This is a genomic window from Sorangium sp. So ce176, assembly GCF_051519835.1.
GTDB classification, from domain to species: domain Bacteria; phylum Myxococcota_A; class Polyangia; order Polyangiales; family Polyangiaceae; genus Sorangium; species Sorangium cellulosum_G.
Map to the genome: position 1 here is coordinate 2,974,406 of NZ_CP150371.1, position 23,052 is coordinate 2,997,457.

A 23,052-nucleotide genomic window follows, 5' to 3' on the forward strand; every position below is an offset into this window, starting at 1 on the left:
GCTCCCGGCGGCGGCCGCGCGCCGCGCCTCGTCAGCGGACGCCCACGAGCGGCTCGAACTTGTTCTTCTGTCCCATCTGGAGCATCAGCGCGACATTGCCCCGCGCCGCCTGGAAGTAGTCGAGCCGCAGCCTGTGCGTCCCCTCGGTGAGCTGGGTCTCTCCGTCCTCGGTCTTCGCATTGTGGATGCCGTCGTTCGCGACCACGCGCTTGTCGTCCACGTAGAAGATCGCGCCGTCGTCCGAGGTGAGCCGGAACTGGTACACGCCCTCCTTGGGCACCTGGAACTCGCCCTCGAACCGGAGGGCGAACCACTCGTTCTGCACGAGCGCGCCAGGGAAGCCGTCGGAGAACGCCTGCGACTTCACCTCGAACTTGTCCGTGAAGAGCATCGCGAACGGCACGAGCCCGTCGAAGCTCGGGACCTTCTTCGTGTTCTCGGGGATCACGTACGCGAGCCCCCGGAAGGCGCCGCCCTCCCCGTTGCCGAAGGCGTTCGGGGCGGTGATGCGCGGCGCGTTGCTCGCGGGTAGGCGCCACTTCGGCTGCTTGCGGCGCGCCGGCTCCGGATCGGGCTTCGCCGGCTTGCGCGCCTTGGAGGCCGTCTTGGCGGGGGGCGGCGGGGGCGGCGGCGAGGCCTCCGCCGGACTCTCGCCGCTCTGGATGGTGACATGGCAGCCGCCGAGGAGCGACGCGGCAAGCACGCACGAGGCGATGCGCGATGAGGTTCGGACCATGACGTCTCCTGGGAGGGAACGGACGGACGGGACCGCCCCCCACGTGAATGCGAGGATGCCGCTTAGACGTTCGGGCAGGGCGCGGCAATCAGCGTCGCGCCACGCCCCGAGCCCGCCCCGCGCATGCGACCCTGCCGATCCGGCCTCAGGGCTGCTCGAGGCGCTCCTCGATCCCGGGGGGCTCCAGCTCCGTGAGCCCCTCGAGCGACTCGGCGGCGCGCCAGACCGGCGAGCGCTGGGCCAGCGCGAGCGCGGCGACACAGGCGAGCACGCCGGCGAGCGCGCCGGCGTTCACCACACCCTCGTACCGGCGCCGCCCCGGGACCGCGTAGATCGCTCCGAGCAGCGCGCCGGCGATCAGGCCGCCGATGTGCGCGGCGTTGTTGATGCGGATGCCGGTGTTCGACGCGTTCACGACGAAGCCGAAGAGGACGATGTAGAAGACGGCCTGGAGCGCCAGGTCCTTCCAGCGCGGGTCGCGGCGGCGGACGAGCCAGCCGAGCAGCAGGCCCATCACCCCGAACACAGCGCCGCTCGCGCCGGCGGTGCACACGACCTCGGGCTGAACGAGGATGTTCCAGGCGGCGCTGGCGGCGAAGCCGAGCAGGCCCGTGATGACGTAGGTGATCGCGAACCGCGCCGAGCCGACGGCGGGCTCGGCGGCGCGGGCGAGCATGCCGAGCGTCATCATGTTCATGGCGAAGTGGAGGACGCCCATGTGAACGAAGACCGCGGAGAGCAGGCGGAACGGCTCGAACGAGGCGCCGGGCAAGATCAGGAGCGCGCCGAAGCGGAGGTAGTTCGACGCGTCCCACGCCGAGAGCAGGCCGAGGCCGCGGGCGTGCGCGGCCACCATCTGCCCCACGAACACGAACGCCGTGAGCCCGACGAGCATCTTGGTCGCCAGCAGGCTCCGCCCGTCGAGGCGCCCCCGCGCCGGCGCCGCGTGGACCGCAGGCGCGAGGAGCGGCGCGCCGCAGCGGATGCACCGGTCGAAATCTCTACCGTTGAGGGCGCTGCAGCGCGCGCAGTGCAGCGAGCGCCCCCGTTCGCCAGCCGGTCCCGCCGTCACAGGGCGAGCCCGACCCGCCGCCCAGCCCCGGGGCGCGCGCGCAGCGTGAATCGTGTATCGACGGTCACCAGGGCTCCTTTCACGGCGGACGCACGGCCGCCCAGGCCGCCACACTGTGGCGGCTCCTGGCCGTAAGGTCCACGGGTTTGGCCCGTTGTCGAGGTGTGAATGCGGCAGCCCTCCCGCGCTCGGTCCTCGCCGCCGCCGCCGCATGGCGCCCTCGCGGCGGCGCGCGGCCGCACCTCGGCGTCGCGCCCGCGCTCCCGGGCCGCCGGGCGCGCTGCATCGCCGCGGGCGCGAGGCGGTCACCGGTGCGATCCTCTCCACGTCCGGGTATCGTCGCGGCCGTGACCGCCGTGGCAGCAGCGAGGCCGGATCTGGAGGCGGAGCGCCTCCAGTGCGATCGCGCCGCGCAGGGCGATCGCGCCGCGCTCGGCCTGCTCCTCCGCCGGTACGGGCCCGCGCTGTACCGCTCGGTGCTGCTCCCCCGCCTCGGCTCCGACGCGGCCGCGCAGGACGCCCTGGCCGAGACGTACGCGCGCGTCGTCGAGCGCTTCTCCCAGTTCCAATGGCAGAGCTGCGGCATCTACCCCTGGCTCCGCGTGATCGCGCTGCGCATCGCGCTCGACATGCTCCGCGCGCGCCGCCGCGAGGCGCTCTTCGAGCCCGACGATCTGCAGCGCGAGATCGACGCCGCGGAGACCGATCTCTCCGCCCGCGGCGAGGTCGAGCTCTGCGAGAAGCGCGATCTCGCCGACGCGCGGGCGCGCGTCGAGGACGCGCTCGGGCGCCTCAACCCGCGCTACGCGGAGGCGATCCGGCTCCGGGTGCTCGAGGAGCGCTCTCGCGACGAGGTGGCGCTCGCGCTCGGGGTCAGCGTGGCGACCTTCGATGTCGTCCTGCACCGCGCCATGACCGCGCTGAAAAAGGCGCTCGCCGCGGGGGTTGCCGCGTCGCGCGCGGAGCCCAAGGAAGGGTCGCGATGAAGCCGCGGCTGCCCTCGGAACCGCGCCCGCCGACGGCTGGAGACGAGGCGCTGGAGCGCCGCGCCGGGGCGGATCGCGGCCGGCACCTGGCGCTCGTCGCGGCGGTGGAGGAAGATCCGCTCGCGCCCGCGGGGGATGCCGAGCTGCGCGCGGCGCGCGAGCTCGCCGAGGCGCTCGATCGCGGCGAGGTCCCGCTCGCGGACGCGCTCCGCGCCGCGGCCAGGCCTGTCGGGCTCGACAGGGCGGACCACGAGGCGCTGCTCGCGCGCGCGCTCGGCGACGAGGACGCGCCGCCGACGAGGGCCGAGCAGCGCGCCGCCGAGCGCCTGCGGGAGGCGCTCGAGCCGAGGGCCGAGGGCGCGCCGGGGCGCGCGGACGGCGCCGGAGGCGAGGGGAGTCGCGGCCCGAGCGACGCGCGCGACGCGCTCGTGGAGCTCGCCGTCGCGCTCCGGGCCGCGTGGCGTCCGGCGCAGCTCCCGGAGCTCCGGAGTCGCGCGCTCGTCGAGGGCGCCCTCCGCGCCGCGCCCGCGCCGCGCGCCCGGCGCATCGCGCCGGTCACGATGGTGGCGCTGTCGACCCTCGCCGCGGTCGCGGCGGCCGTGGCGCTGATGTTCGGCGAGATCCGGCAAGAGCGCGCCCCACTCGCGCGCGCTCCCGGCGCGCGCGCGCCCGCCGCTGCGGCCGCGGCCGCGCCGCCGCCCCTGCTGATCGAGGCGCGCTCGACCGCCGCGCTCTTCGATCCGGCCGCGCCGTTCCCCAGGGAGGGCGGTCACACGGAGCGGATCGACCGTATCGCCTCCGCGCGCGCGTCCGATCTGCGCCAGAACCGCTACGCGGCGTGGGGGGTGCGCTGATGCTGCGCGTTCGCCTCGCCGCCGCCTGCCTGGCGTCGCTCGCGGCGGCGCACGTCGGGTGCGCGCGCGACGACGCGCAGGCGCGCGCCGCCGGCGCCCGGGGCGAGTCGGCGTGCGCGTGCGCCCCGACGCAGGTCGTCGATCCGACGCTGCTCGCCTTCCTCTCCAGGGCGCGCGCGGCGCACCACGCCGCCGACGTGACGCTCGGCGCCGGGGACCGCGCCGCCGCGATCCGCGCCCTCGAGGGGATCATCGCCGCGCCGAGGCCGCCGGGCACGCCGCCGGAGGTCGCCGAGGTGATCTCGGACACCTACGCCCGCCTGGCGGAGCTCCGGAGCGAGGCCGGCGAGTTCGACGCCGCGGCGCGCGACGTCGAGGCGGGCCTCGAGCTGGCGCCCGCGCCGTCCCACTTCCAGGGCCACCTCTACGAGGTGGCGGGCGTGGTCGAGGAGCGCCGCGCGAAGGCGCTGGACGAGCGGGGCGATCGCGAGGCGGCCGCGCAGGGCCGCAAGCGCGCGGTCGGGCTGCTGGAGCGGGCGATCTCGATCCAGGACCAGGTTATCACCGAGGCCCTGAAGAGCGCCCCCGAAAAGCCGCGCTGAAGCGCGCGCCCGGGGAAGCGCGGGGCCGCCGTGGTCTGCAATTGCGACGCGCGCGCGTTCCTCGCTAGACTCGCGGAGAGGGGCCGCTGCCCGAGCCGATGACGTTCCGTGTTCCAAGGCTGAAGCCCGGGTACGACCTCAAGTCGCTCCCGCTGAAACCCGCGGAGGCGTTCCTCCTCTCCCGGATCGACGGCGTCCTGACCGATCGGGATCTGTCGTTGATCACGGGCATGTCGCACGGCGACACCGTGGAGGCGCTGCGACGCCTGCGCGACCTCGGCGCGATCACGCTGGACGGCGATGCCGCCGGGCAGCCTCCGCTGCGGGGCGCCTCCGAGGCCGGGCGGCGCGGGGGCGCGGCGGATCCGGAGAGGGCGATGTCGTCCGGGGGCGAGCCGGTCCCGCCGCTCGGCCGGGATGCGCTCCATCAGGCGGAGTCCCTGCCGCTCTACGACCCTGCCGAGCTCGACGAGCCTGTCGAGCTCACCCCCGAGCGGAAGCGGCGGATCCTCGACCTCTACTACCGGCTCGAGGACCTCAGCTACTACGCGCTGCTCGGCGTCTCGGACCAGGCGGACAAGAAGCAGATCAAGAGCGCCTATTACCTGCTCGCGCCGGAGTTCCACCCGGACACCTACTTCCGCAAGCAGCTCGGCTCGTACAAGCAGAAGATCGAGGCCATCTTCACGCGCATCACGCTCGCGCAGGACACGCTGACGTCGAAGCAGCGGCGCGCCGAGTACGACGGGTACCTCGAGCAGACCCACAAGAACCGGGCGATGGCGGCGCTGATCGAGCAGACGCCGCGCGACATCGCCACGATCACCACCGCCGTCGACGCCTCGGTGCGCGCTGCCTTCGCCGATCCGCGCGACGTGGCCGCGTCGCCCGGGCGCTACTCCTCCGACCGCGCGCCCGCGGAGCAGGCCGCCGCGCGCCCGCCCGCCACGGAGCCGGTCGCGCCCGCGGCGTCCGCCCGGGCCGCGGCGCCCGCGCCGCCGTCCGACGAGGCGAGCTCGGTGGGCGGCGGGGGCGCGCCGGCGCGGGCCGCGGCGGCGAGCGCGCCGGTCGCGCCCGCGCCGAGCGCGAAGGATCGACGGGAGACGTTCGCGCGCAAGCTCACCGGGGGCCTGCGGCGCGCGCCGGCGGGCGCGCCCTCCGCAGCGACCTCCACGGCGACCGCCGCGACGTCGGTCGCGGCGTCGGTCGCGGCGCCTGTCCCGACGACCGTCGTCGTGACCACGCCGAGGGCCCCGGCCGGCTTCCGCTCGCCCGAGTCGATGCGGGCGGTCGAGTCGCTCAAGGCGCGGTACGACGCCGCGCGCGGCGAGGCGCTCCGCAACCAGATCGCCCGGCACGCCGACGCGGCCCGGATCGCGCTCGAGCGGAACGACTACGCGGCCGCGGCCAACGCGTATCGGATCGCCGCGTCGCTCGCGCCGGACGACGTCGCGCTCCAGAAGGCGTCGGCCGACGCGCAGCGCCTCGCGGCGGTGACGCTGGCGGACGGCTACCTCAAGCAGGCCCAGTACGAGGCGCAGAACGGGCGCTGGTTCGACGCGGCGCTGAGCTACGCGAAGGTGTGCAACGGTCGCCCCGACGACGCCGGCGCGCACGAGCGGGTCGCCCATGCGACGCTGCAGACCGGGGAGAACACGCGTCGAGCGGTGGAGTTCGCTCGGCGCGCGGTCGAGCTCGTGCCCTCGTCGGTGGAGTACCGGCTGACGCTGGCGCTGGCGTACTCGGCCGCCGCGCTCGCGAAGAGCGCGAACGGCGAGTTCGACCGCGCCGCCGAGCTGGCGGGCAACGACCCCAGGCTGCGCGGCCTCGTCGCGCAAGCGCGCGAGCAGGCGAAGCGATACGGGAAGCAAGTCTAGTGCCGTCGCCGCGGATCCAGCCGGCGTTTCGGCCTCCCGGCGGCTGAATTTCGCGAGGGACGAAGCCCCGTTTCCTTCGGGCGCCGACGGGGGCGCGCGCGTGTGCGCCGTGGCCGCTCGTCGTGTGATGGCTCCGCCGCGCCGGCCCGGGGTGGGCGGGGAGGCGCCGACTTCCGCGGGGGGCACCGCACGATTGGCCCGCTCGGCTCCGCGAAACGTTCTAGCATCGTGATCTCGGCGGCCGTTCGGGCCGAAGATCACAAGAGGAGCAGCGGCATCGATGGAGCGTGTCATCGGCATTGACCTTGGCACCACGAACTCGTGCGTTGCCATCGTCGAGGAGGGCGTCCCGACCGTCATCCCGAATCGCGGTGGGTACAAGACGACGCCGTCCATGGTCGCGATCACCGAGGCCGGCAAACGGCTCTGCGGGCACATCGCGAAGCGGCAGGCGATCACCAACGCCGAGAACACGGTCTACGCCGCCAAGCGGCTGATCGGCCGTAAGTGGTCATCCCCGCAAGTGAAGAACGCGATCCTGACCGCCTCGTACAAGATCGTCGAGGGGCCGCACGGGGACGTTCGCATCCAGCTTCGCGACAAGACGTACTCGGTCCCCGAGATCAGCGCGATGGTCCTCCAGGAGATGAAGCTGTTCGCCGAGGACTACCTCAACGAGCCGATCTCGAAGGCGGTGATCACCGTCCCCGCCTACTTCAACGACAACCAGCGGCAGGCGACGAAGGACGCGGGCCAGATCGCGGGGCTCGACGTCATCCGCATCGTCAACGAGCCCACGGCGGCGGCGCTCGCGTACGGGTTCGGCAAGAACGTCGAGAAGACGATCGCCGTGTTCGACCTCGGCGGCGGCACGTTCGACATCTCGGTGCTCGAGATCGGCGCGGGCGGGGTCTTCAAGGTCATCGCCACCGCGGGCGACACGTTCCTCGGCGGCGAGGATTTCGACGCGCGCGTCATCGACTGGCTGGTGCAGGGCTTCAAGGAGCAGCACGACGTCGATCTGCGGCAGGACAGGATGGCGCTCCAGCGGCTCAAGGACGCGGCCGAGAAGGCGAAGTGCGAGCTCTCCAGCGTGCTGGAGACCGAGATCAACCTGCCGTTCATCATCTCGAGCGCGCGGAACGAGGCGCTGCACCTCCAGCGCACGCTCTCGCGCGCCGAGCTCGAGGGGCTGTGCGAGGACCTCGTCGAGCGGTGCGTCGAGATCTGCAGCCAGACCCTCGAGGACGCGCGGCTCGAGCGCGACGAGATCGAGGACGTGGTGCTCGTCGGCGGCATGACCCGCATGCCGCGGGTGCAGGAGGCCGTGCGCGACTTCTTCGAGCGCGAGCCGTGCAAGGGGGTGCACCCCGACGAGGTGGTCGCGCTCGGCGCGGCGGTGCAGGGGGCCGCGCTCGTGGACGAGACGAAGCAGATGATCCTGCTCGACGTCACGCCGCACGCGCTCGGCATCATGACGTTCGGGTCCAACTTCGAGGAGCTCATCCCGCAGAACACGACCGTGCCCACGGCACGATCGAAGATCTTCACGACGAGCCGCGACAACCAGACCGCGGTGAAGATCCTTGTCATGCAAGGCGAGCACACGAAGGCGACCGACAACGAGCTGCTCGGCGAGTTCATCCTCACCGGCCTGCGCCGCGCCCCGAAGGGCCAGGTCGAGATCGAGGTGACGTTCGAGATCAACAGCGACGGCATCGTCTCCGTGAGCGCGAAGGATCTGGAGACGGGCCAGCTGCAGTCGATCCAGGTCACCGCCTCGAGCGGCCTCACGAAGGAGGAGGTCGGCGAGATGATGGAGGCCGCGAAGGAGTACCTCGTCGATCGCCGCGCGAGCGATCAGTTCGAGGGCGTCCGGCAGGAGGCCGAGAAGCTCATCGCCGAGATCGAGCGCATGTTCCCGCAGGTCGAGCAGATCGTGGCGTCGAGCGATTTCGGCCGCGACGCCATCGGCAAGGCGCGAGGGATCGTCGACCGCTCGCGTCAGGCCATCGGCCGCCGCGACGCGGCGGCGGTCAAGGAGCAGATGGAGGCGCTCTCGCGCACCCACCGGATGTTCAAGGGTGTCGTAGCCCGGCCGCAGGGGTGAACCGTGGCCGCGATGAGGGAAGACAATGCGGTCGGTGCCGCCTGACTCCAAGACCCTGGACGCCTCCTGGGGGCACGACGAGGTGGACGAGCTCGAGGACACCCAGCCGGTCGCCTCCAAGGAGATCCTCGCGCACACAGCGCGCGCGCGCGAGCAACAGGGTTCACCCCGCATGGAGACCCCGCCGTCCGGCGTTCCCCTGAAGCCGGACGCCGAGGGGAAGATCACCCTTCCGCCGCCGATCCCGGTCAGCGAATACGTGGCAAAGATGATGACCCGTCGCTCCCACTCGAGCTCCGAGATCACCGCCCAGCGGCCGCGCCCGCCCGAGGTCCCTGCGGAGGCGTGCCCGCCGCCGCCCGCCCGCAGGACGATCCCCTGGGAGCCGCCGCCCGGCAGCGCCTTCTCGGGCAAGCACGGCGCGCTGTCCAGGGAGGGCGCGCACCTCGGCCTGGAGTGCGACGAGCCGGGGGTGCCGTCGCGTCCCGGCGGGCGGATGGGGTTCGGGTCGCTCGACGTCGAGCGCGAGCTCGGGCCGGACCTCGACGACGATCTCCTGCGCGAGGCGGGCGAGCCGTACCCGCACGGCTTCGGCGAGATCGACGTCTTCGGCGGCCCCCCTGTCGACTCGCGGGACGTCCGCATCCCGTCGATCGCAAGGGCCCGCGTGCCCGGTGCGGACGACGGCGGGCCGCTGGGCATCGATTTCCGCCTCGACCTCGGGCTCGGCTTCGAGGATCCGGGCCTTCCCCTGGACGAGCAGCCGGTCACGCCGCCGCCCGGCACGCTCCGTTACGGCCTGATCGTGGAGGACGACGAGCCCGCCTTCCGCGGCGGGACGGGCGCGCTCGCCGGATCCACCTCGTACCAGGTCTCGGGCGACGTGCAGGGCGGTGCGCGCGCGCCGCGCCCGCTCGAGACCGAGCGCTCGCCGGCGTCCATCCCGAGGGGTGACCGGGGGGTTCATTCCCGCGTGACCGAGCCCCAGCTCAGCATCCCGGGGCCGCGGGAGCAGATGCTGCACCGGTTCGAGCAGGGCGACTTCGGCGGCGCGCTCGTGCTCGCGGAGGGCCTGCTCGAGGAGAACCCGAAGGACTGGGTGGCGCGGCAGTACGCCGATAGCTGCGTCGAGATGCTGCGGCAGATGTACCAGTCGCGCCTCGGCGACGGCTCGCGCGTGCTCCGCCTCGCGGTGTCGCCGGACCAGCTCCGCTCGTTGAACCTCGATCACCGCGCGGGCTTCCTGCTGTCGTGCATCGATGGGTACAGCTCGCTCGACGAGATCCTCGACGTGTCGGGCATGCAGACGCTCGAGGCCCTGCGGATCCTGTACGAGCTCGTGCAGGAGGGGATCGTCAGCGGCGCCTAGCCGCCGGGATCGCCTGAGATCGCGGCGTCGCGCCCCGGATCGTGCCGGGCGGGCGGCCGCGCCCCCCGACGCAGCTTTCCGCGATGGCCCTGGCTCGCTAGGTTGCACGGGTGCGCACGGCTCTCCAGGCCGCCGTCGGTCTCCTCCTCGCGCTGCTCGCCGGCCGCACGGGCGCGTCGCTCGTCGCCACGATCGCGCTCGGCGCTCCGTCGCGACCGCCGCCGACCGACGTCGCGGGCGCTGCCCCTGCTGCCGCTGGCGCCGCCGCCGCCGCCCCGGCAGGCGCCGCCGCTGCCGCCCGCCCGCCGCCTGCCCCCGCGCCGTCCGCGCCCTCACCCGACGCCGCGCTCGCGGCGCGCGCCGACCCGATCGCGAGCTACACGCTGCGGGCGAGCCTCGATCCGGCGCAGCACACGATGCGCGGCGAGGGGACGCTGGTCTGGCGCAACGCCTCGCGCGAGCCGCAGCGCGAGCTGTTCGTCCACCTCTACCTGAACGGCTTCAAGAGCCCGCGCACCGCCTTCCTCCGCGCGCCTGTCGGCGGCTTCCGCGGCAGCGAAATCCTGTATGATTACGGACACATCCAGGTGACGCGCTTCGCCGTGCGCGAGATGGGAGGCGCGGACGTGTGGCCCGGGGGGAAGCCCACGACGCCCGGCGACCCCGAGGACGAGACCGACATCCGCGTGGAGCTGCCGCAGCCCGTGGCGCCCGGGGACGCGATCACGATCGACCTCGCGTGGGACGCGCACCTCCCCTCGCTCGCGCTGAGGACGGGCCATCACGGGAGCTTCCACATGGTGGGGCAGTGGTTCCCGAAGATCGCGCGCCTCGATCCCGATGGGACGTGGGCGCATTTCGCGTACCACCGGCTCTCGGAGTTCTACGCGGACTTCGGCGCGTACGACGTGACAGTCGACGTGCCGGAGGGCTTCACGGTCGGGGCCACCGGCCGGCTCGTCGAGGAGCAGCGGCGCGACGGGCGGGCGGTCCGCCGGTTCGTGCAGGACGACGTGCACGACTTCGCGTTCGCCGCGTGGGACCGCTTCCGCGAGATGCGCGCGACGACCGACGACGGCGTCGCGATCCGGTGCCTGTTCCCTGCGGGCAACGAGCGCGAGGCGGCGCTCGAGATCGACCTGGTTCGGTTCGGCCTGTCGCGCCTCGGCGCGGCGTTCGGCCGCTACCCGTACGGCACGCTCACGATCGTGCACCCGCCCGAGGGCGCCGAGGAGGCCGGCGGGATGGAGTACCCGACGCTCATCACGACCGGCGGGAGCTGGCTCTGGCCCGCGGTGGGCGTGCGCCTCGTCGAGACGGTCACGATGCACGAGCTCGCGCACCAGTGGTTCTACGGCCTGGTCGCCACCAACGAGCACCGCCACCCGTTCCTCGACGAGGGCCTCACCACGTACGCCGAGGCCGACGCGCTGCGCGCGCGCTACGGCGACGGCTCCGCGGCGCGGCTGCTCGGGATCGAGCTCGATCTCCTGGCGCAGTACCGCGTCGGCGCGATCGCGTCGGGCCACAACGGCGCCATCGCGCAGCCGGCGACGGCGTTCATCGACGGCGAGGACTACGCCGGGCTCGCGTACACGCGGCCCGCGGTGCTCCTCGCGACGCTCGCGGGCGTGTACGGGGAAGACGTGGTGCGCCGCGCCGTCGGCCGCTACGCGCGCGAGAACCGCTTCCGGCACCCGGGCCCCGAGGCGCTGCTCGAGGCGATGCGGCAGGAGGCGGGCGACGAGGCGGCCGAGGCGCTCCGGGCAGGGCTCTTCGATGGCGCCTGGGTCGACTACGCCGTCGCGACGTTCCAGTCGTGGCCCGCGGACGCCGCGGCGGACGCTCCGCCCGCGGACGCCGCGGCGGACGCTCCGCCCGCGGGCGGCAGCGACGCGCCGGCCTACAGCGGGCACGCCGTCGTGCGGCGCCGCGGCTCGCTCGTGCTCCCCGTCGACGTCGAGCTGCACGGCGCGGACGGCCGCGTGCAGCGGGCGCGGTGGCCGGCGCGCGAGAGCGTCGCCAGGATCGCCTACGCCGGCGCCTCGCCGCTCGTCGCCGTGGTGATCGATCCCGACCGCCGGGTGCTGCTCGACGACGACCTCGCGAACAACGCGCGCCGCTCGGACCGAGACCTCCTCGCGCCCGCGGTGCTCTCGCGCGCGAGCTTCGGCGTCGGGCTCGCGCTCACGCTCCTCGGACCATGAGCGCGCCGGCGGAGCAGGCAGCGACGGACGAGGGGGCGCCGGCGGCGGAAGGGGACGTCGCGGAGGAGGCCACGAGGGCGCCGAGCTCGCCGGCCGTCCCCTGGGCCGAGCTGCCAGGCGCCCCGCCTGCTCCACGGCGCCCCGCCGCGCACCAGCGGCTCGGCGCTGTCGCGTTCTACTTCGGCTACCGGGCGGTCGCCTCGCTCGTCGTCGCGACCCCGCTCTCCGTCCTCGCGGCCGAGGTCGTCGGCGACCACCCACGTGGCGACGCAATCCTCTTCGACCCCGGCGGGCTGATGCTGACCGAGCTCGTACGCCTCGCGGCGGTCGCCGCCTCGTCGCTCGCCGCGCAGCTCGGCGCGGGCGCCCTGATCGCCGCCGCGCTCGGGCTGGTCCCGCTCGCGGTGCTCCTCGTCGCGCTGAGCCAGTGCGGGTGGCTCTCCGCGCAGGCCCTCGGGGGCCGCGCGGCGCGCGCCCTAGGCCCGCTGGCGCTGCTCTGGGGCGTCGCGCTCGCAGCCCAGGTCGCCGCGGCTGCGCTCGTCCTGCTCCCCGGGATGCAGATGTGCGCAGAGCTCCTGGTCCTGCCGCGCAGCCGCGACATCGCGGCGATCGTCGTCGCCGCGGCCGCGCTGGTGCCGGTCGCGGCCATCGGCCTGGTCCACGACCTCGCGCGGGTCGCCCTCGTCGACGAGCAGCGGGGCTTCTACGCCGCGGTCTCGAGGGGGCTCGCCACCCTGCAGGCCGCGCCGCTCGCGGCGACCTGGGCCTGGGCTTCCCGGGGCGCCCTCGCGGTCGTCGCGCTCGCCTGCGGGGCGTGGGGTATCCACCTCGCCGGCGTCGGAACGGGCCCGCGCGTCGCCGCCGCCTTCGCCGCGCAGCTCATGGCGCTCGCCGCCGCGGCCTACCTGCGCGCCTCCTGGCTCGCGGCCGCCCTGCGGCTGTCCGATCGCGCCGCTGCTCCTGGGCCTTGAAAGCATGGACGGATGGAACACGATGCAAAAATTTCTTGACGTGGCGCCGTATCCGCGTAACGTAGCCCGCCCGTGACCGACGCCTCGGCGTAACCGCGGGGCCCGCAGCAAGCCCAGGTAGCTCAGTTGGTAGAGCAGAGGATTGAAAATCCTCGTGTGGGCGGTTCGATTCCGTCCCTGGGCACTATTCCTCCTTTCTTGTGCCGGCGAGCAGGCGCTGCCGCTCCGTCCTCACGTTCGTGCGTGAGCCTCTGCCTCGCCCGGAACCGCTCGTGTTGTTCCATCCAGGTTGACTCCGCCGCTTTTTCAAGCGGTCTCAGCGGCTGGTCGCCGGCGTGGGCGCAACGGTCTGTTCAGGAGTACTTTCGCGGGTTTGGCCACATCGGGTGACAGTGGAACTTGGTTCCGGTGCGGTAGCGATCCTGATAAGGTGGCGAGGGGACCACTCGTTGCAACCTGAACACTCCGGAGGCGCCGCAGGGAACGGCGCTTCCTCATGGAGGCTCCCTCATGGCCGATCGTCGTGTCGACTCCTCGCGAAAGAGCTCTCCGGAAACGGCCTCCGCTTCCGACTCGGCGCCGCGGAGCCGGCCGACCGCGCCAGGTAACCAGGCCAGCGAGGCAGCGAAGAAGAAGAAGATCCTCGTCGTCGACGACTCGCTGACTTCATTGCTGTCGCAGCAGCTCACGCTCGGCGTGGACGATTACGACATCGTCATCGCGCGCAACGGCAAGGAGGCCATTGCGAAGGCGGTGGCCGAGCGCCCCGATCTCATCCTGATGGATGTCGTCATGCCCGCCATGGACGGCTTTCAGGCCTGCAGATGGCTCCGCGCGTTCGACGCGACCAAGACCGTGCCGATCATCATGATGACGACGAGGAGCGATCAGACGAGCATCAAGATCGGCTTCGCCAACGGGTGCACCGACTACCTCATCAAGCCTTTTGACAGCGACACGCTGCTCACGAAGGTCCGCACCCACCTCGGCGAATAGGCGGCTCGCGCCGGGGGCGGCGGAGGTAGAGCTCCGGGAGCCGGGCCAGACCTCCGCACGAACAGGCGCGCGGCGCCCCTCAGTCGTTGATGGCGGCCCAGAACAGGAGGCCGGTCGGGAGATCGGTGCAGCGCCCCAGGTTGTCGACCTCCTGGCGGCATCCGTCGACGTCGACGTTCCCACCCCGGCACGCGAACTCGTCTTCCACGCACGAGATGGCCTCGTCGAACTGCTCCTCGCAGCCCTGTGACACCGCCTCGCGCTCGGCGTCTTCGAGGTTGTCGATGCAGTCGTCTTCGTCATCCGGGCTGCAGTCCCCGGTGCAATCGCACCTGTCCTCGCACAGGTTCGAGATCGAGCTCCCACAGCCCGGGAGCAGGGCGAGCGCAAGGGCGACCGTGAACGGGCAAGCGAGCTTCAACGTGTACCTCCAACCTGGTCGCGCTGCGCGCGAGCGACGATGATGTGGCTTGTCTATCGCGTCCGCGGAGGAGGTACAAGCCGCACGTTCGCCGTCCCGGGCCGCTCGGCGCGGCCTCCGCGGGCCCCCCGTCGCGCTCCCGCGGGGCGGCGGAGACTCCGCTGCTGCCAGGCACCATGAGCGAGATCGGACGCCTCGACGGATGATCCTCCGCCGGCGACGAGCGATGTCGAGCATGGATACCCGCTCATGCGGGGGGCCTCGGCCTTTCATCGCACAGAACCACGCGGCTTCGCGCGGCCTCGTTCAGTTCCGCTTCGCGTCCGCGGGCTGCGCCGGCCAGAGCCGCCGGAAGCCGACGCCGAGGAGGACGCCGTCGTCGCGCTGCACCAGGCCGCCGAAGCGGCACTTCTCCACCAGCGTGCCCTCGGCCAGATCGCCGCCGTCCTGGAACCGGATGCGCTGGCCCTCGCTCAGGGCAGCGAAGACGCGCGCGTCGGACGCGATCGCGACGAGCGACTCCGGCGCGGGGACGCGCAGCGGCCCGATGTCCGCGGGCTGCGCGCGGTGAACCACGCCACGACTGATCGTGGCGCGCGCGGGAGAAGAACGCATTTGTTCGTCCTGGACGGACGGTTCTGTCTCGCCGGCATCGATCCAGATGTCGACCCTGGCGCCGCGCCTGAACAGGACCACGCCGGGGAGCGCTTTGCCTGCGGCGGTGGTCAGCGTGACCAGCTCGCCCACGCCCGGCTCGGTCGACGCGCGCCCGCCGAGGCGCTCGCGCACGTCGTCCGCCGTCGGCTTCGGGGAGGCAGATGCCGCGAGGCGAACGGGGTTGTCCAGCTTGATCAGGGGGAGCGAGAGCTTGCGCCTCATCGGACCCGGCCATTCTACGCGAACCGGCGGGCGCCGCCATCAAGGCAGCGATCGGATGAACCGGTGGACCTCCTCGTTGAACCGGTCCGGCTCCTCGAGAAAGGGGCAGTGGCCGCTCTCCTCGAAGACGAGGAGCCGCGCGTCGGGGAGGTGGCGAACGAGGTGCTCGCCGGCAGCGACCGGGACCAGCTTCTCGTCCCGCCCCACCACGACCAGCGATGGAACCGCGAGCGAGCGGAGGACCGGACGATAATCCCGCATCGTCTGATCGAAGAGGATCGACCCGGCGATCGACTCCTGCATCCGGGTGATCTCATCGAACATCCACCGCCGGTCGGCCTCGCCCGGCGGAGCCTTGAACATGAGAGAGATGAACTCGTGCGCGAAGGTGTCGCGGTCCGTCTGGAGCTGATCCATCGCCTCCGTCAGCGCCGGGAGGTCGAACGCGCCGAACGGCCAGCCTGGCCACTTGAAGTCGGAGGGAGACTGCTCGACGAGCACGGCCGCCGCGAGGCGCGAGGTCCCGAACTGCCTCACGTACTCCCAGATCACGAGGCAACCCATCGACCACCCGACGAGCACCACCCCGTCGAGCGCGAGCCGCTCCAGGAACACGCGGAGATCGCGCGCATAGGTGGGGAGGGTGTGGCCCGACGGCACCTGGGTCGAGCGGCCGTGCGCCCGCAGGTCGGGCACGACGGCGCGGTGGCGAGCGGCGAAATACGGGAGCTGGCGGTGAAAGAAACGGCCGCTCATGCAGACGCCGTGGAGAAACACGATCGGGCGACCGTGTCCGAGCTCCTCGTAATAGAGCTCACAGCCTCCGAGGTCCAACCGAGCCATCGAGCACCTCCTGGAGGATCGGTTCCAGGTTGGTCAGGCGCGGCCACCCCGGCGCGTCAGCGCGGCGCCGGCCGCGGCAAACCCGGCTAGAGGCCGATGGCGCCGCGGTACATCCATCCTGTCTTCCCCCGGTGCTCGATCTTGTACCAATCGTTCTGTCGGCCAACGAGCTTGACGCGCGTCCCACGCACGAGGCGCATGACCACATCTCCCTCCTTGGGCGCCCCACGGACGAGCGCGGTATCCCAGCTCACGGTGGCAAGGCCGCTCGCCGCTGTCTCGCTCGTTGTCGTGCCGGCAGCCCGCTCCTGCTCCTCGCTGCCCGCCCCTGTCTTCGGAGCTTCCGCCTGCGCGCCCGGGGGGACGAAGGTGGCGGTGTAAACAAGGGAGTAACGGCGGTACTTGTGGGGGACTTCCTCGAGGGAAACGTTCGAGAACTCGCGCGCGGCGCACTGGAGAATGCCGCTGATCGTCGAGGCGGGCAGGCTCGCCTTCTTCCCCTTGACGACCTGGACCTCCTTCTTCTCGAAGTTGAGCTCGAAGCCGATCGGGAGCTTGCCCTCCACGCCGAGCGCCGCCGGGCACTGCGCGAGCTCCTTCAGCCGCGGCAGCGCGATCGGGTCGAACAGGAGCTCGCCGCAGTCCTCGATCTTCTTGTTCTTCTTGTCCGAGCAGCGCGTGATCCTGCCCGGGCCGACAACGATCTGCTGCTGGTTCTTCGCGGCGGCCTCCGGCGGCCCGGCGTCGGGCTCGGCGGTGCCGGGCGCGGCGGCCGCGGGGGAGGGCGCCGCGGGGGCCGCTGTCTCGGCCGTCGTCGGCTTGAGGTCGCCAGGGACGCTCGGGCCGATGCGGACGCCGGCCAGCCGGGGCCAGGCGACCCCGACGACGAACCCCACGAGCGCGATCACCCCCACCCGCGACCAGACCGGCTGCTCATCGCCTGGACGGGGGATGTCGACCGTCAGCTGGCGCTGCCTCTTCGCCATGTCCGCCTTCGCCATGCCTGCACGTCGCCTAGCACAGGTGGGCCGCCAGAACGAAATAGTCCGTTCACGCAGGGCCGCTCAGCGGGGACCCGCGGGCGCCGCGGCCGCCGCGACGCCGGCCGCATCGAGCAGCGGTCGCACCCTGGACTGCGCGATGGCGTACACCGCGTTCACGCCGTCGCGCCGGGCATAGACGACGTTCGTGCCGCGGAAAGCGTCGCCCGCGCCGATCGCGATCGTGAAGGACCCCCCCGGGGGGCGGGGCGCGCCCGCGCCGCCCGCGGCCGGCGCGGCGGGCGGCCGGGCCAGATCGACGGCGATGCGGAGCCGCGGCGGGGTCAGGCCGTGGTGCTGCTCGGGCTTGCCCAGGGCGACTGCGCCCTCGGCGCGCAGGTCGGCGAGCGCGTCGCGGACGCCCGCGGCGGCGGCGGTGGCGCTCGCCTGATCGGCCGCCCCCGCGACGGTGAAGCCGCCCGGGGAGGCCTCGAAGACGACCGGCTTGCCGTTGGCCGGGGTGAGCGTCACCCGCGCGACGTCCTCGGGCGCGACGGCGAAGACGTCGCGGCGGAGGAGCAGGCGCCCGGCCGCGGCCTCGAGCGCCGGCGGCGCGACGAACACCGCGGCGCCCTGGCCGGCGCGCGCGAACGAGCCAGCGCCGGCGCGCGCGCCGAGCTCGACCCGCGCCGAGCGCGCGCCGGCGCTGCCCGCGGCGCCGTCAGGCTCGGGCGCGGGGCTGAGCTCGGCCTCGACAACGAGCCGGGGCGCGGCGAGCCCGTAGCTCTGGCCGGGGTCCGGCGCGACCCATCGCTCGGCCTTGAGGCCGCCGAGCAGCTCGGCGAGCTCCTCCGCGAGCGCGGCGTCGGCCGCGAGGCCCTCGCCGCTCGGCTCGACGAGCCGCCAGGCGCCGTCGCCCGTCCGGCGGAGCCGCTGGACCAGGCCAGGGCGCTCGATGCGCAGCGCGCTGATCCGATCGGGCGGGAGATCGAACACCTGCATGGAGCGCAGCGAGACCTCGGAGGGGAGGAGCGCCCCGGCGGCCGCGGCCGGGATCTCGGCGACGGCGCCGTCCTCGAGCCGCCGGACGTGCACCACGCCGGCCTGCTCGGCGCCGATCTCGAGCGTCTCGATCCGCTCCTGCGGCTCGCCCTCGCCCGGGGACTCCGGCGGCGTCGAGAGGACGCGGAGCGTGGCCCGCGGCGGGTCGAGGCCGAGCGCCCGGGGGTCGCTCGCCGTCGGGAGCAGGCGCGTCGCGCGGACGTCGAGGATCGCCTGCACGAGGGCGCGGCCCGTCTCGGTCGGGACGGGCCGGTCCTCCGGGGACCGCAGGTGCCACTCGCTGCCGGCGCGCGCGAGCTCCAGCGAGCGCTCGCCGCGCTCGCCGACCGCGAGCTTCACCTCGGCGACCTCGTCGAGCGGCGCGCCGACGAGGGCGAGGTCGACGAAGCGCGACGCGTCCTCGGTGAGCGGATCGAGCGCGCTCTCGTGGACGCAGGCGGCCGCGCGCGTGGGCTCGCGCCGGAGCGCGACGACGTGGTCGGGCCGGTCCGGGCAGGCGCCGCCGAGCTCGATCACGCCGGGCTTCGCCGAGGGGTCGCTCGGCAGGAGCGTCAGCGTGACCCGGGGGCCGCCGGAGGCCGCTGCCTGCTGCGCCGCCTCGTCGGAGAGGAACCCGTCGGCCTGCAGGCGGCCGAGCGTCGAGAGAACGCGGTCCATCGCCTCCGCGTTGACCCGGACGCCGCTGCCCTCGGGCGAGCCCTCGGCGAAGCGGAAGCCGGCGCCGCGGCCGCCAGCCCAGGGGGCGCGCGAGAAGCGCCGCGGGCCGCCGTCGCCGTCGAGCGTGAGCCCCGCGAGCTCCGAGGCCAGGTAGGGGACGAAGCTCCGGGAGCGGAGGCGATCCGGCGGTACGTCGAGCGCCGCGGCGAGCTGCTTCGTGATGACGAAGACGCCCCGGCCGGCGACCTCGGCGTAGACGGCGCCGGGCGGCGTCGGGGCGCCGCCGCCGAGCAGCAGCCGCTCGCGGCGAGGGCCCATCGCGAGCGCGATCGTGAGCCGGGGCGAGGCCAGGCCGAGGGCGGCCGCGTCGACAGCGTCCGCGGAGACGCGGCGCTCCGCCGTCGCGAACTCCAGGGTGCCGAGGAGCTGGTCGACCGTGGGCTCGTCGGCGGGGTAGCGCTGCCCGTCGATCTCGACGTTCCAGGGGCGCTGGCCCGCGTCGTTGACCTCGCCGCGGGTGAGCCGCGCTGTCTGCGGGGCGCCGGGCGACGCCATCGTCACGGTGAGCTCGGTGATCTCGTCGGGCCGCCACGCCTCGAAGAGGTTCTTCCGGCGGCGCTCGGCCTCGTCCGTGGACACCGAGCCCCTGTCGAGCACGAGGAGCACGACGGCGGCCGCGGCGGCGAGCGCGACCAGGATCAGCGTCGTCGCGTGCCGGCGGAGGGACCGCATCACGGGGCCCCTTCGCGCTCGGATCCGCCCGACGAGCCGCGCCCGGCGGGCGAGCCGGGGCCGCCCTTGCCGCCGGCGCGGCGCTCGGAGCCGCGCCGCGAGAGGTGCACGGCGAGGCCGAAGAAGGCCGCCGCGAGCGGCATGTACACGACGACGTAGCGGAAGATGCCGGCGAGCGAGTCCTCGCTGAGGCGGAGGCCGGCCGTGACCGCGGGCTTGTCGGGGATGTCGAGCATGGGCGGGCTCGCGGCGAGCCAGGACAGCGCGCTCTCGACGAACACGGCCGTCCCGCGGAGCTCGGGGCTCTGCCAGTTCGCGCCGTAGAGCGCGCTGGGAGAGCTGATCACCACGACCCGCGGCCCGTGCGCGGCGCTCGACCCCGCGGGCTTCGGCAGCTCGGCGGCGTAGGCGACCGTGAGCGGCCCCGGGTGATCGCCGTCGCGCGGCTTCGGCTCGGACGGGTCCCTGGCCCAGCCGAAGAAATCGACCATGCCGAAGGCCCTGTCGCTCGTGACGAGCAGCGGCGCCGGGGCGACCGGCCCGGCCTTCGCGGGCGCGAGCGAGCTCGCCACCGTGAGCACCGGGCCGAGGCCCTGATCGGCCGCCTTGAGGAGCCCCTCGGTGATCGGGTGCGGCTTCACGATCGGCGAGAAGGTCTCGCCGAAGCCCTGCGTCGAGCGGAGCTTCGGATCGAGCTCGAACACGAAGTCCGACCGGAGCTCGACCCCCGCCACGGCGAGCAGGCCCGAGAGCCCGAGGTCCACGTACCGCTGATCGCTCTCGTCGGGCACGGGGCCGAGCGCGAGCAGCGCGCTGCCGCCCTTCTCGATGAACGCGCTGTAGCGGGCCACGTCGCGCGGGGGCACGGGCTGGCTCGGCTCGGCGAGGACGAGCACCCGGCAGCGGCCGAGATCGACCTCCGGCGCGGGCTCCTTCGGCGCGGCGCCGGGCTCGTCGCCGTGGTCGTGGTCGTGGTCGTGATCGCCGTGGCCGCCGTCGAGCTCCACGACGTCGTAGTTGTTCTTGTTGAGCCGGTCCTTGAGCGCCGCGAGCCCCCCGGCGCCGCCGACCTCGATCGACTTCTCGCCGTGGCCGCCCGCGAAGCAGACCATCGGCCGCTCGCTGCGCACGACGCTCCGGATCGCGCCGGTCAGCGCCTGCTCGAGCCGCGGGCGCGCCCGCAGGTCGTCCTCGTCCTCGACCTCGACCAGGTCGCTCGCGGTCAGGAAGTGCGGCCTGTCGCCGCGCGCGACGATGACGGCCGCGTCCGTGACGATCCGCCCGTCCTCCGTCTTGCCCGCCACGACGCCATAGCGCTGCTGCACGGCCAGGAACTCCGCCGGGCGCCGGTCCGGGTCGGTCACCTCGACCTGGATCCGCGACGTCTCGGCGCGGTACGCGTCGAGCAGGTGCCGCACCGAGAGCGTCAGCGGGTCGCCCTCGGAGAGCAGGACGTAGACGCGGATCGGCTCCTCGAGCGCGCGCAGCGTCGAGACCGTCGCGTCGCTCAGCGTGTACAGGCCGCCCTGCGTCCAGTCCCAGCGCCGGTAGTGGCGGGCGACGAGCAGGTTGACGAGCACCGCGAGCACCATCGCGGCGATGATGCCGACGCTCGCCGACAGCTTCTCGCCGAGCGAGGTGCCCGGAGGCGGGGGCCCGGCCTGCGCGGGCGGAGGGATCTGGCGGGGCTGCTCCTCGGCCATCAGCCCCACCTCCACGCGTCCACCGCGCGCACGGTCACGAACAGCGGGAGCGCGATCACCGTGGCGTCGAACACGAGCCGGCGCAGGTCGACGATCCCGCGGGAGAAATCGTTCATCTGCGTCCACACCGAGACGTAGGCGCAGAGGTCGTGCGCCGGACCGTCCGGGAAGATGAACTCCCCGATGCCCAGGATGAACAGGCCCATCACCGCCATCGTGCTGAGCACCGCGGCCATGAGCTGGCTCTTCGTGAGCGCGCTCGTCATCGTCCCGATCGCGAGGTAGCCGGCGCCGATCGCGACAACGGCGAGGTAGCTCGACCCCACGACCCGCCAGTCGAGCTCTCCCGTCCTTCCGATGAGGACCACGTAGAGCAGCGTCGGCGCCCACATCGCGACGTACGTCACGAGCGTCGCGGCGTACTTCGCCAGCACGACGCCGGTGGACCCGACGGGCGCCGTCAGCAGCGCCTCGATGGTGCCGCTCCTGCGCTCCTCGGCGAAGAGCCGCATCGTGAGCAGCGGGCACACGAAGAGCAGCGGCAGGTAGATCAGGATCGTCTGGCCGAAGAAGACCTGCACCGGGCCCGTGTCGGCCGAGAGCTCCACCTCGCCCGCGAACTGGGTCGCGATCAGAAAGAAGTGCACGCCCTGCACGATCAGGAACGTGGTGATCAGCACCCACGCGAGCGGCGTCACGAACAGCGAGAAGAGCTCGCGCTTGAAGATCGGCCAGAAGCCCCTCACCGCTGCTCCTTCTCCGCGCCGCCCGCGCCGCCCGCGCCGCCCTCGCCGCGGCGCCCCGCGACGCCCTTCTTCCGGGACGCCCGCGGGGGCGCCTCGCTGCCGCCGACCGGCCCGGGGGCGGCCGGCTCCCCGGCGGCGCCCTGCTCGCCGCCGCCGTCGCCGGCGGTCAGCTCGGAGAAGACCTGCTCCAGCGAGGGGGCGTGCGGGACGAGCTCGCGCACCCCGACGCCCGCGCCGACCAGCGCGCGCACGAGGCCCTCGGTGGCCTCGCCGGGGTCGGCGGCGGCGTCGAACTCGACAGTGAGCCGCGCCGCGTCGCCGGCCGGCTCCACCTCGGCCGAGCGGACGTCCGCCGCGCCGCGCGCCGCCGCGAGCGCCGCGTCGGCCGCGCCGCGCACGATCGCGCGCACGCCGCCGACGTCCCGCGCCCGGCGCATCGCGCGCAGCTCGTCGATCGACCCCTCCGCGACGAGCCGCCCGCGCGCGATCACGACCGCCCGCGTGCAGGTCGCCTCGACCTCGGAGAGGATGTGCGTCGACAGGAGCACGGTGCGGTCGCGCCCGAGCCGGCGCACGAGCGCGCGCACCTCGCGGATCTGGTTTGGATCGAGGCCCGCCGTCGGCTCGTCAAGAATGAGCAGCGGCGGGTCGCTGACGAGCGCGTCCGCGAGGCCGACCCGCTGCCGGTAGCCCTTCGAGAGGTGGCCGATCATGACGCTCGCCACGTCCTCGACGCGCGCGTCGCGCAGGGCGCGCGCGACAGCCTCGCGGCGCGCGCGCCGGGGCACGAGCTTCAGCTCGGCGCGGAAGGCGAGGTACTCCGAGACGCGCATCTCCGGGTAGAGCGGCGAGGTCTCGGGCATGTACCCGAGCGAGGCCCGCGCGCGCATCGGCTCCTCCGCGATGTCGTACCCGGCCACCCGCACGCGGCCGGAGGTCGCGCCGAGGAACCCCGCGAGGATGCGCAGGGTCGTGCTCTTGCCCGCCCCGTTCGGGCCGAGAAAGCCGACGATCTCGCCCTGGTCCACCCGGAACGAGAGATCGCTCACCGCCTGGTGAGGACCGTAGGACTTGGAGAGGTGCTCGACCTCGATCATCGGGACATCGGGGGGGTCGGGGCCGTCGGCGCGGGCGAGCCGTGCGTGCACGCGCGAGCACGCTGGAACGATCGCGCGGAACGCTTAGCGCACCGGGCGGGGTAGGGGAAGCGCGCGCCGGGCGTCCGGGCGCCGCGGTGGAGGCGGGGCGC

The 23,052-nt window shown here is 73.6% G+C and carries 19 protein-coding genes and 1 tRNA gene; 10 read left to right on the forward strand and 10 right to left on the reverse strand.

All coding sequences use genetic code 11. The annotated features are described in order from the left end of the window. Positions 1 to 31 precede the first annotated feature (31 nt). Together WMF42_RS11415 and WMF42_RS11420 are read right to left on the reverse strand one after the other, a co-directional pair. Positions 32 to 736: a PA14 domain-containing protein gene (locus tag WMF42_RS11415; protein ID WP_061605417.1), complete on the reverse strand. Its 705-nt coding sequence runs from the start codon at positions 734 to 736 to the stop codon at positions 32 to 34. A gap of 145 nt (positions 737 to 881) precedes the next feature. Continuing rightward, positions 882 to 1,808, reverse strand: coding sequence for a rhomboid family intramembrane serine protease (locus WMF42_RS11420; protein WP_081426067.1), 927 nt, complete (start codon positions 1,806 to 1,808; stop codon positions 882 to 884). Between the two features lie 347 nt (positions 1,809 to 2,155). Between WMF42_RS11420 and WMF42_RS11425 the strand changes: the two genes are divergently transcribed. From WMF42_RS11425 to WMF42_RS11470, 10 genes are all read left to right on the forward strand, one after another. Continuing rightward, complete coding sequence (locus WMF42_RS11425; RefSeq protein ID WP_061605416.1) at positions 2,156 to 2,794, forward strand: RNA polymerase sigma factor; 639 nt, start codon at positions 2,156 to 2,158, stop codon at positions 2,792 to 2,794. Further along, positions 2,791 to 3,648 (forward strand): hypothetical protein, encoded by an 858-nt coding sequence (locus WMF42_RS11430; protein ID WP_437691912.1) that lies wholly within the window; start codon positions 2,791 to 2,793, stop codon positions 3,646 to 3,648. Before WMF42_RS11425 ends, WMF42_RS11430 begins: the two co-directional genes overlap by 4 nt. After that, a complete protein-coding gene (locus WMF42_RS11435; RefSeq protein WP_437691913.1) occupies positions 3,648 to 4,250 on the forward strand; it encodes a hypothetical protein in 603 nt (200 codons plus the stop codon). The genes WMF42_RS11430 and WMF42_RS11435 overlap by 1 nt, the downstream gene beginning before the upstream one ends. Before the next feature lie 98 nt (positions 4,251 to 4,348). After that, positions 4,349 to 6,127 carry a DnaJ domain-containing protein gene (locus tag WMF42_RS11440; RefSeq protein WP_437691914.1) on the forward strand — a complete coding sequence of 593 codons (1,779 nt, stop codon included), beginning with the start codon at positions 4,349 to 4,351 and terminating at the stop codon, positions 6,125 to 6,127. A gap of 280 nt (positions 6,128 to 6,407) precedes the next feature. After that, positions 6,408 to 8,237: a molecular chaperone DnaK gene (dnaK, locus tag WMF42_RS11445; protein ID WP_061613071.1), complete on the forward strand. Its 1,830-nt coding sequence runs from the start codon at positions 6,408 to 6,410 to the stop codon at positions 8,235 to 8,237. 25 nt (positions 8,238 to 8,262) lie between these two features. Then, positions 8,263 to 9,606: a hypothetical protein gene (locus WMF42_RS11450; RefSeq protein WP_437691915.1), complete on the forward strand. Its 1,344-nt coding sequence runs from the start codon at positions 8,263 to 8,265 to the stop codon at positions 9,604 to 9,606. A gap of 110 nt (positions 9,607 to 9,716) precedes the next feature. Further along, complete coding sequence (locus WMF42_RS11455; RefSeq protein WP_437691916.1) at positions 9,717 to 11,813, forward strand: M1 family metallopeptidase; 2,097 nt, start codon at positions 9,717 to 9,719, stop codon at positions 11,811 to 11,813. Beyond that, positions 11,810 to 12,784: a hypothetical protein gene (locus WMF42_RS11460; RefSeq protein ID WP_437691917.1), complete on the forward strand. Its 975-nt coding sequence runs from the start codon at positions 11,810 to 11,812 to the stop codon at positions 12,782 to 12,784. Before WMF42_RS11455 ends, WMF42_RS11460 begins: the two co-directional genes overlap by 4 nt. 111 nt (positions 12,785 to 12,895) lie before the next feature. Then, a tRNA-Phe gene (locus WMF42_RS11465) sits at positions 12,896 to 12,968 on the forward strand. 326 nt (positions 12,969 to 13,294) lie between these two features. Continuing rightward, positions 13,295 to 13,780, forward strand: coding sequence for a response regulator (locus WMF42_RS11470; RefSeq protein WP_061612012.1), 486 nt, complete (start codon positions 13,295 to 13,297; stop codon positions 13,778 to 13,780). Between the two features lie 79 nt (positions 13,781 to 13,859). Here the strand turns inward: WMF42_RS11470 and WMF42_RS11475 are convergent, their stop codons facing one another. The 8 genes from WMF42_RS11475 to WMF42_RS11510 form a co-directional block, all read right to left on the reverse strand. Further along, positions 13,860 to 14,201: a hypothetical protein gene (locus tag WMF42_RS11475; RefSeq protein WP_061612011.1), complete on the reverse strand. Its 342-nt coding sequence runs from the start codon at positions 14,199 to 14,201 to the stop codon at positions 13,860 to 13,862. Between the two features lie 306 nt (positions 14,202 to 14,507). Continuing rightward, on the reverse strand, positions 14,508 to 15,080 hold the full coding sequence (locus WMF42_RS11480; protein WP_061612010.1) for a hypothetical protein: 573 nt from the start codon (positions 15,078 to 15,080) through the stop codon (positions 14,508 to 14,510). Between the two features lie 39 nt (positions 15,081 to 15,119). After that, a complete protein-coding gene (locus WMF42_RS11485) occupies positions 15,120 to 15,923 on the reverse strand; it encodes an alpha/beta fold hydrolase (protein WP_061612009.1) in 804 nt (267 codons plus the stop codon). 86 nt (positions 15,924 to 16,009) lie between these two features. After that, on the reverse strand, positions 16,010 to 16,909 hold the full coding sequence (locus tag WMF42_RS11490) for an SH3 domain-containing protein (RefSeq protein WP_437691918.1): 900 nt from the start codon (positions 16,907 to 16,909) through the stop codon (positions 16,010 to 16,012). A 78-nt stretch (positions 16,910 to 16,987) separates the two neighbouring features. Continuing rightward, positions 16,988 to 19,354: a DUF4340 domain-containing protein gene (locus WMF42_RS11495; RefSeq protein WP_437691919.1), complete on the reverse strand. Its 2,367-nt coding sequence runs from the start codon at positions 19,352 to 19,354 to the stop codon at positions 16,988 to 16,990. After that, positions 19,354 to 21,057: a GldG family protein gene (locus tag WMF42_RS11500; RefSeq protein ID WP_437691920.1), complete on the reverse strand. Its 1,704-nt coding sequence runs from the start codon at positions 21,055 to 21,057 to the stop codon at positions 19,354 to 19,356. Before WMF42_RS11500 ends, WMF42_RS11495 begins: the two co-directional genes overlap by 1 nt. Then, on the reverse strand, positions 21,057 to 21,803 hold the full coding sequence (locus WMF42_RS11505; RefSeq protein WP_061606276.1) for an ABC transporter permease: 747 nt from the start codon (positions 21,801 to 21,803) through the stop codon (positions 21,057 to 21,059). Before WMF42_RS11505 ends, WMF42_RS11500 begins: the two co-directional genes overlap by 1 nt. After that, a complete protein-coding gene (locus WMF42_RS11510; protein ID WP_437691921.1) occupies positions 21,800 to 22,951 on the reverse strand; it encodes an ABC transporter ATP-binding protein in 1,152 nt (383 codons plus the stop codon). The genes WMF42_RS11505 and WMF42_RS11510 overlap by 4 nt, the downstream gene beginning before the upstream one ends. Between the last annotated feature and the right edge of the window lie 101 nt (positions 22,952 to 23,052).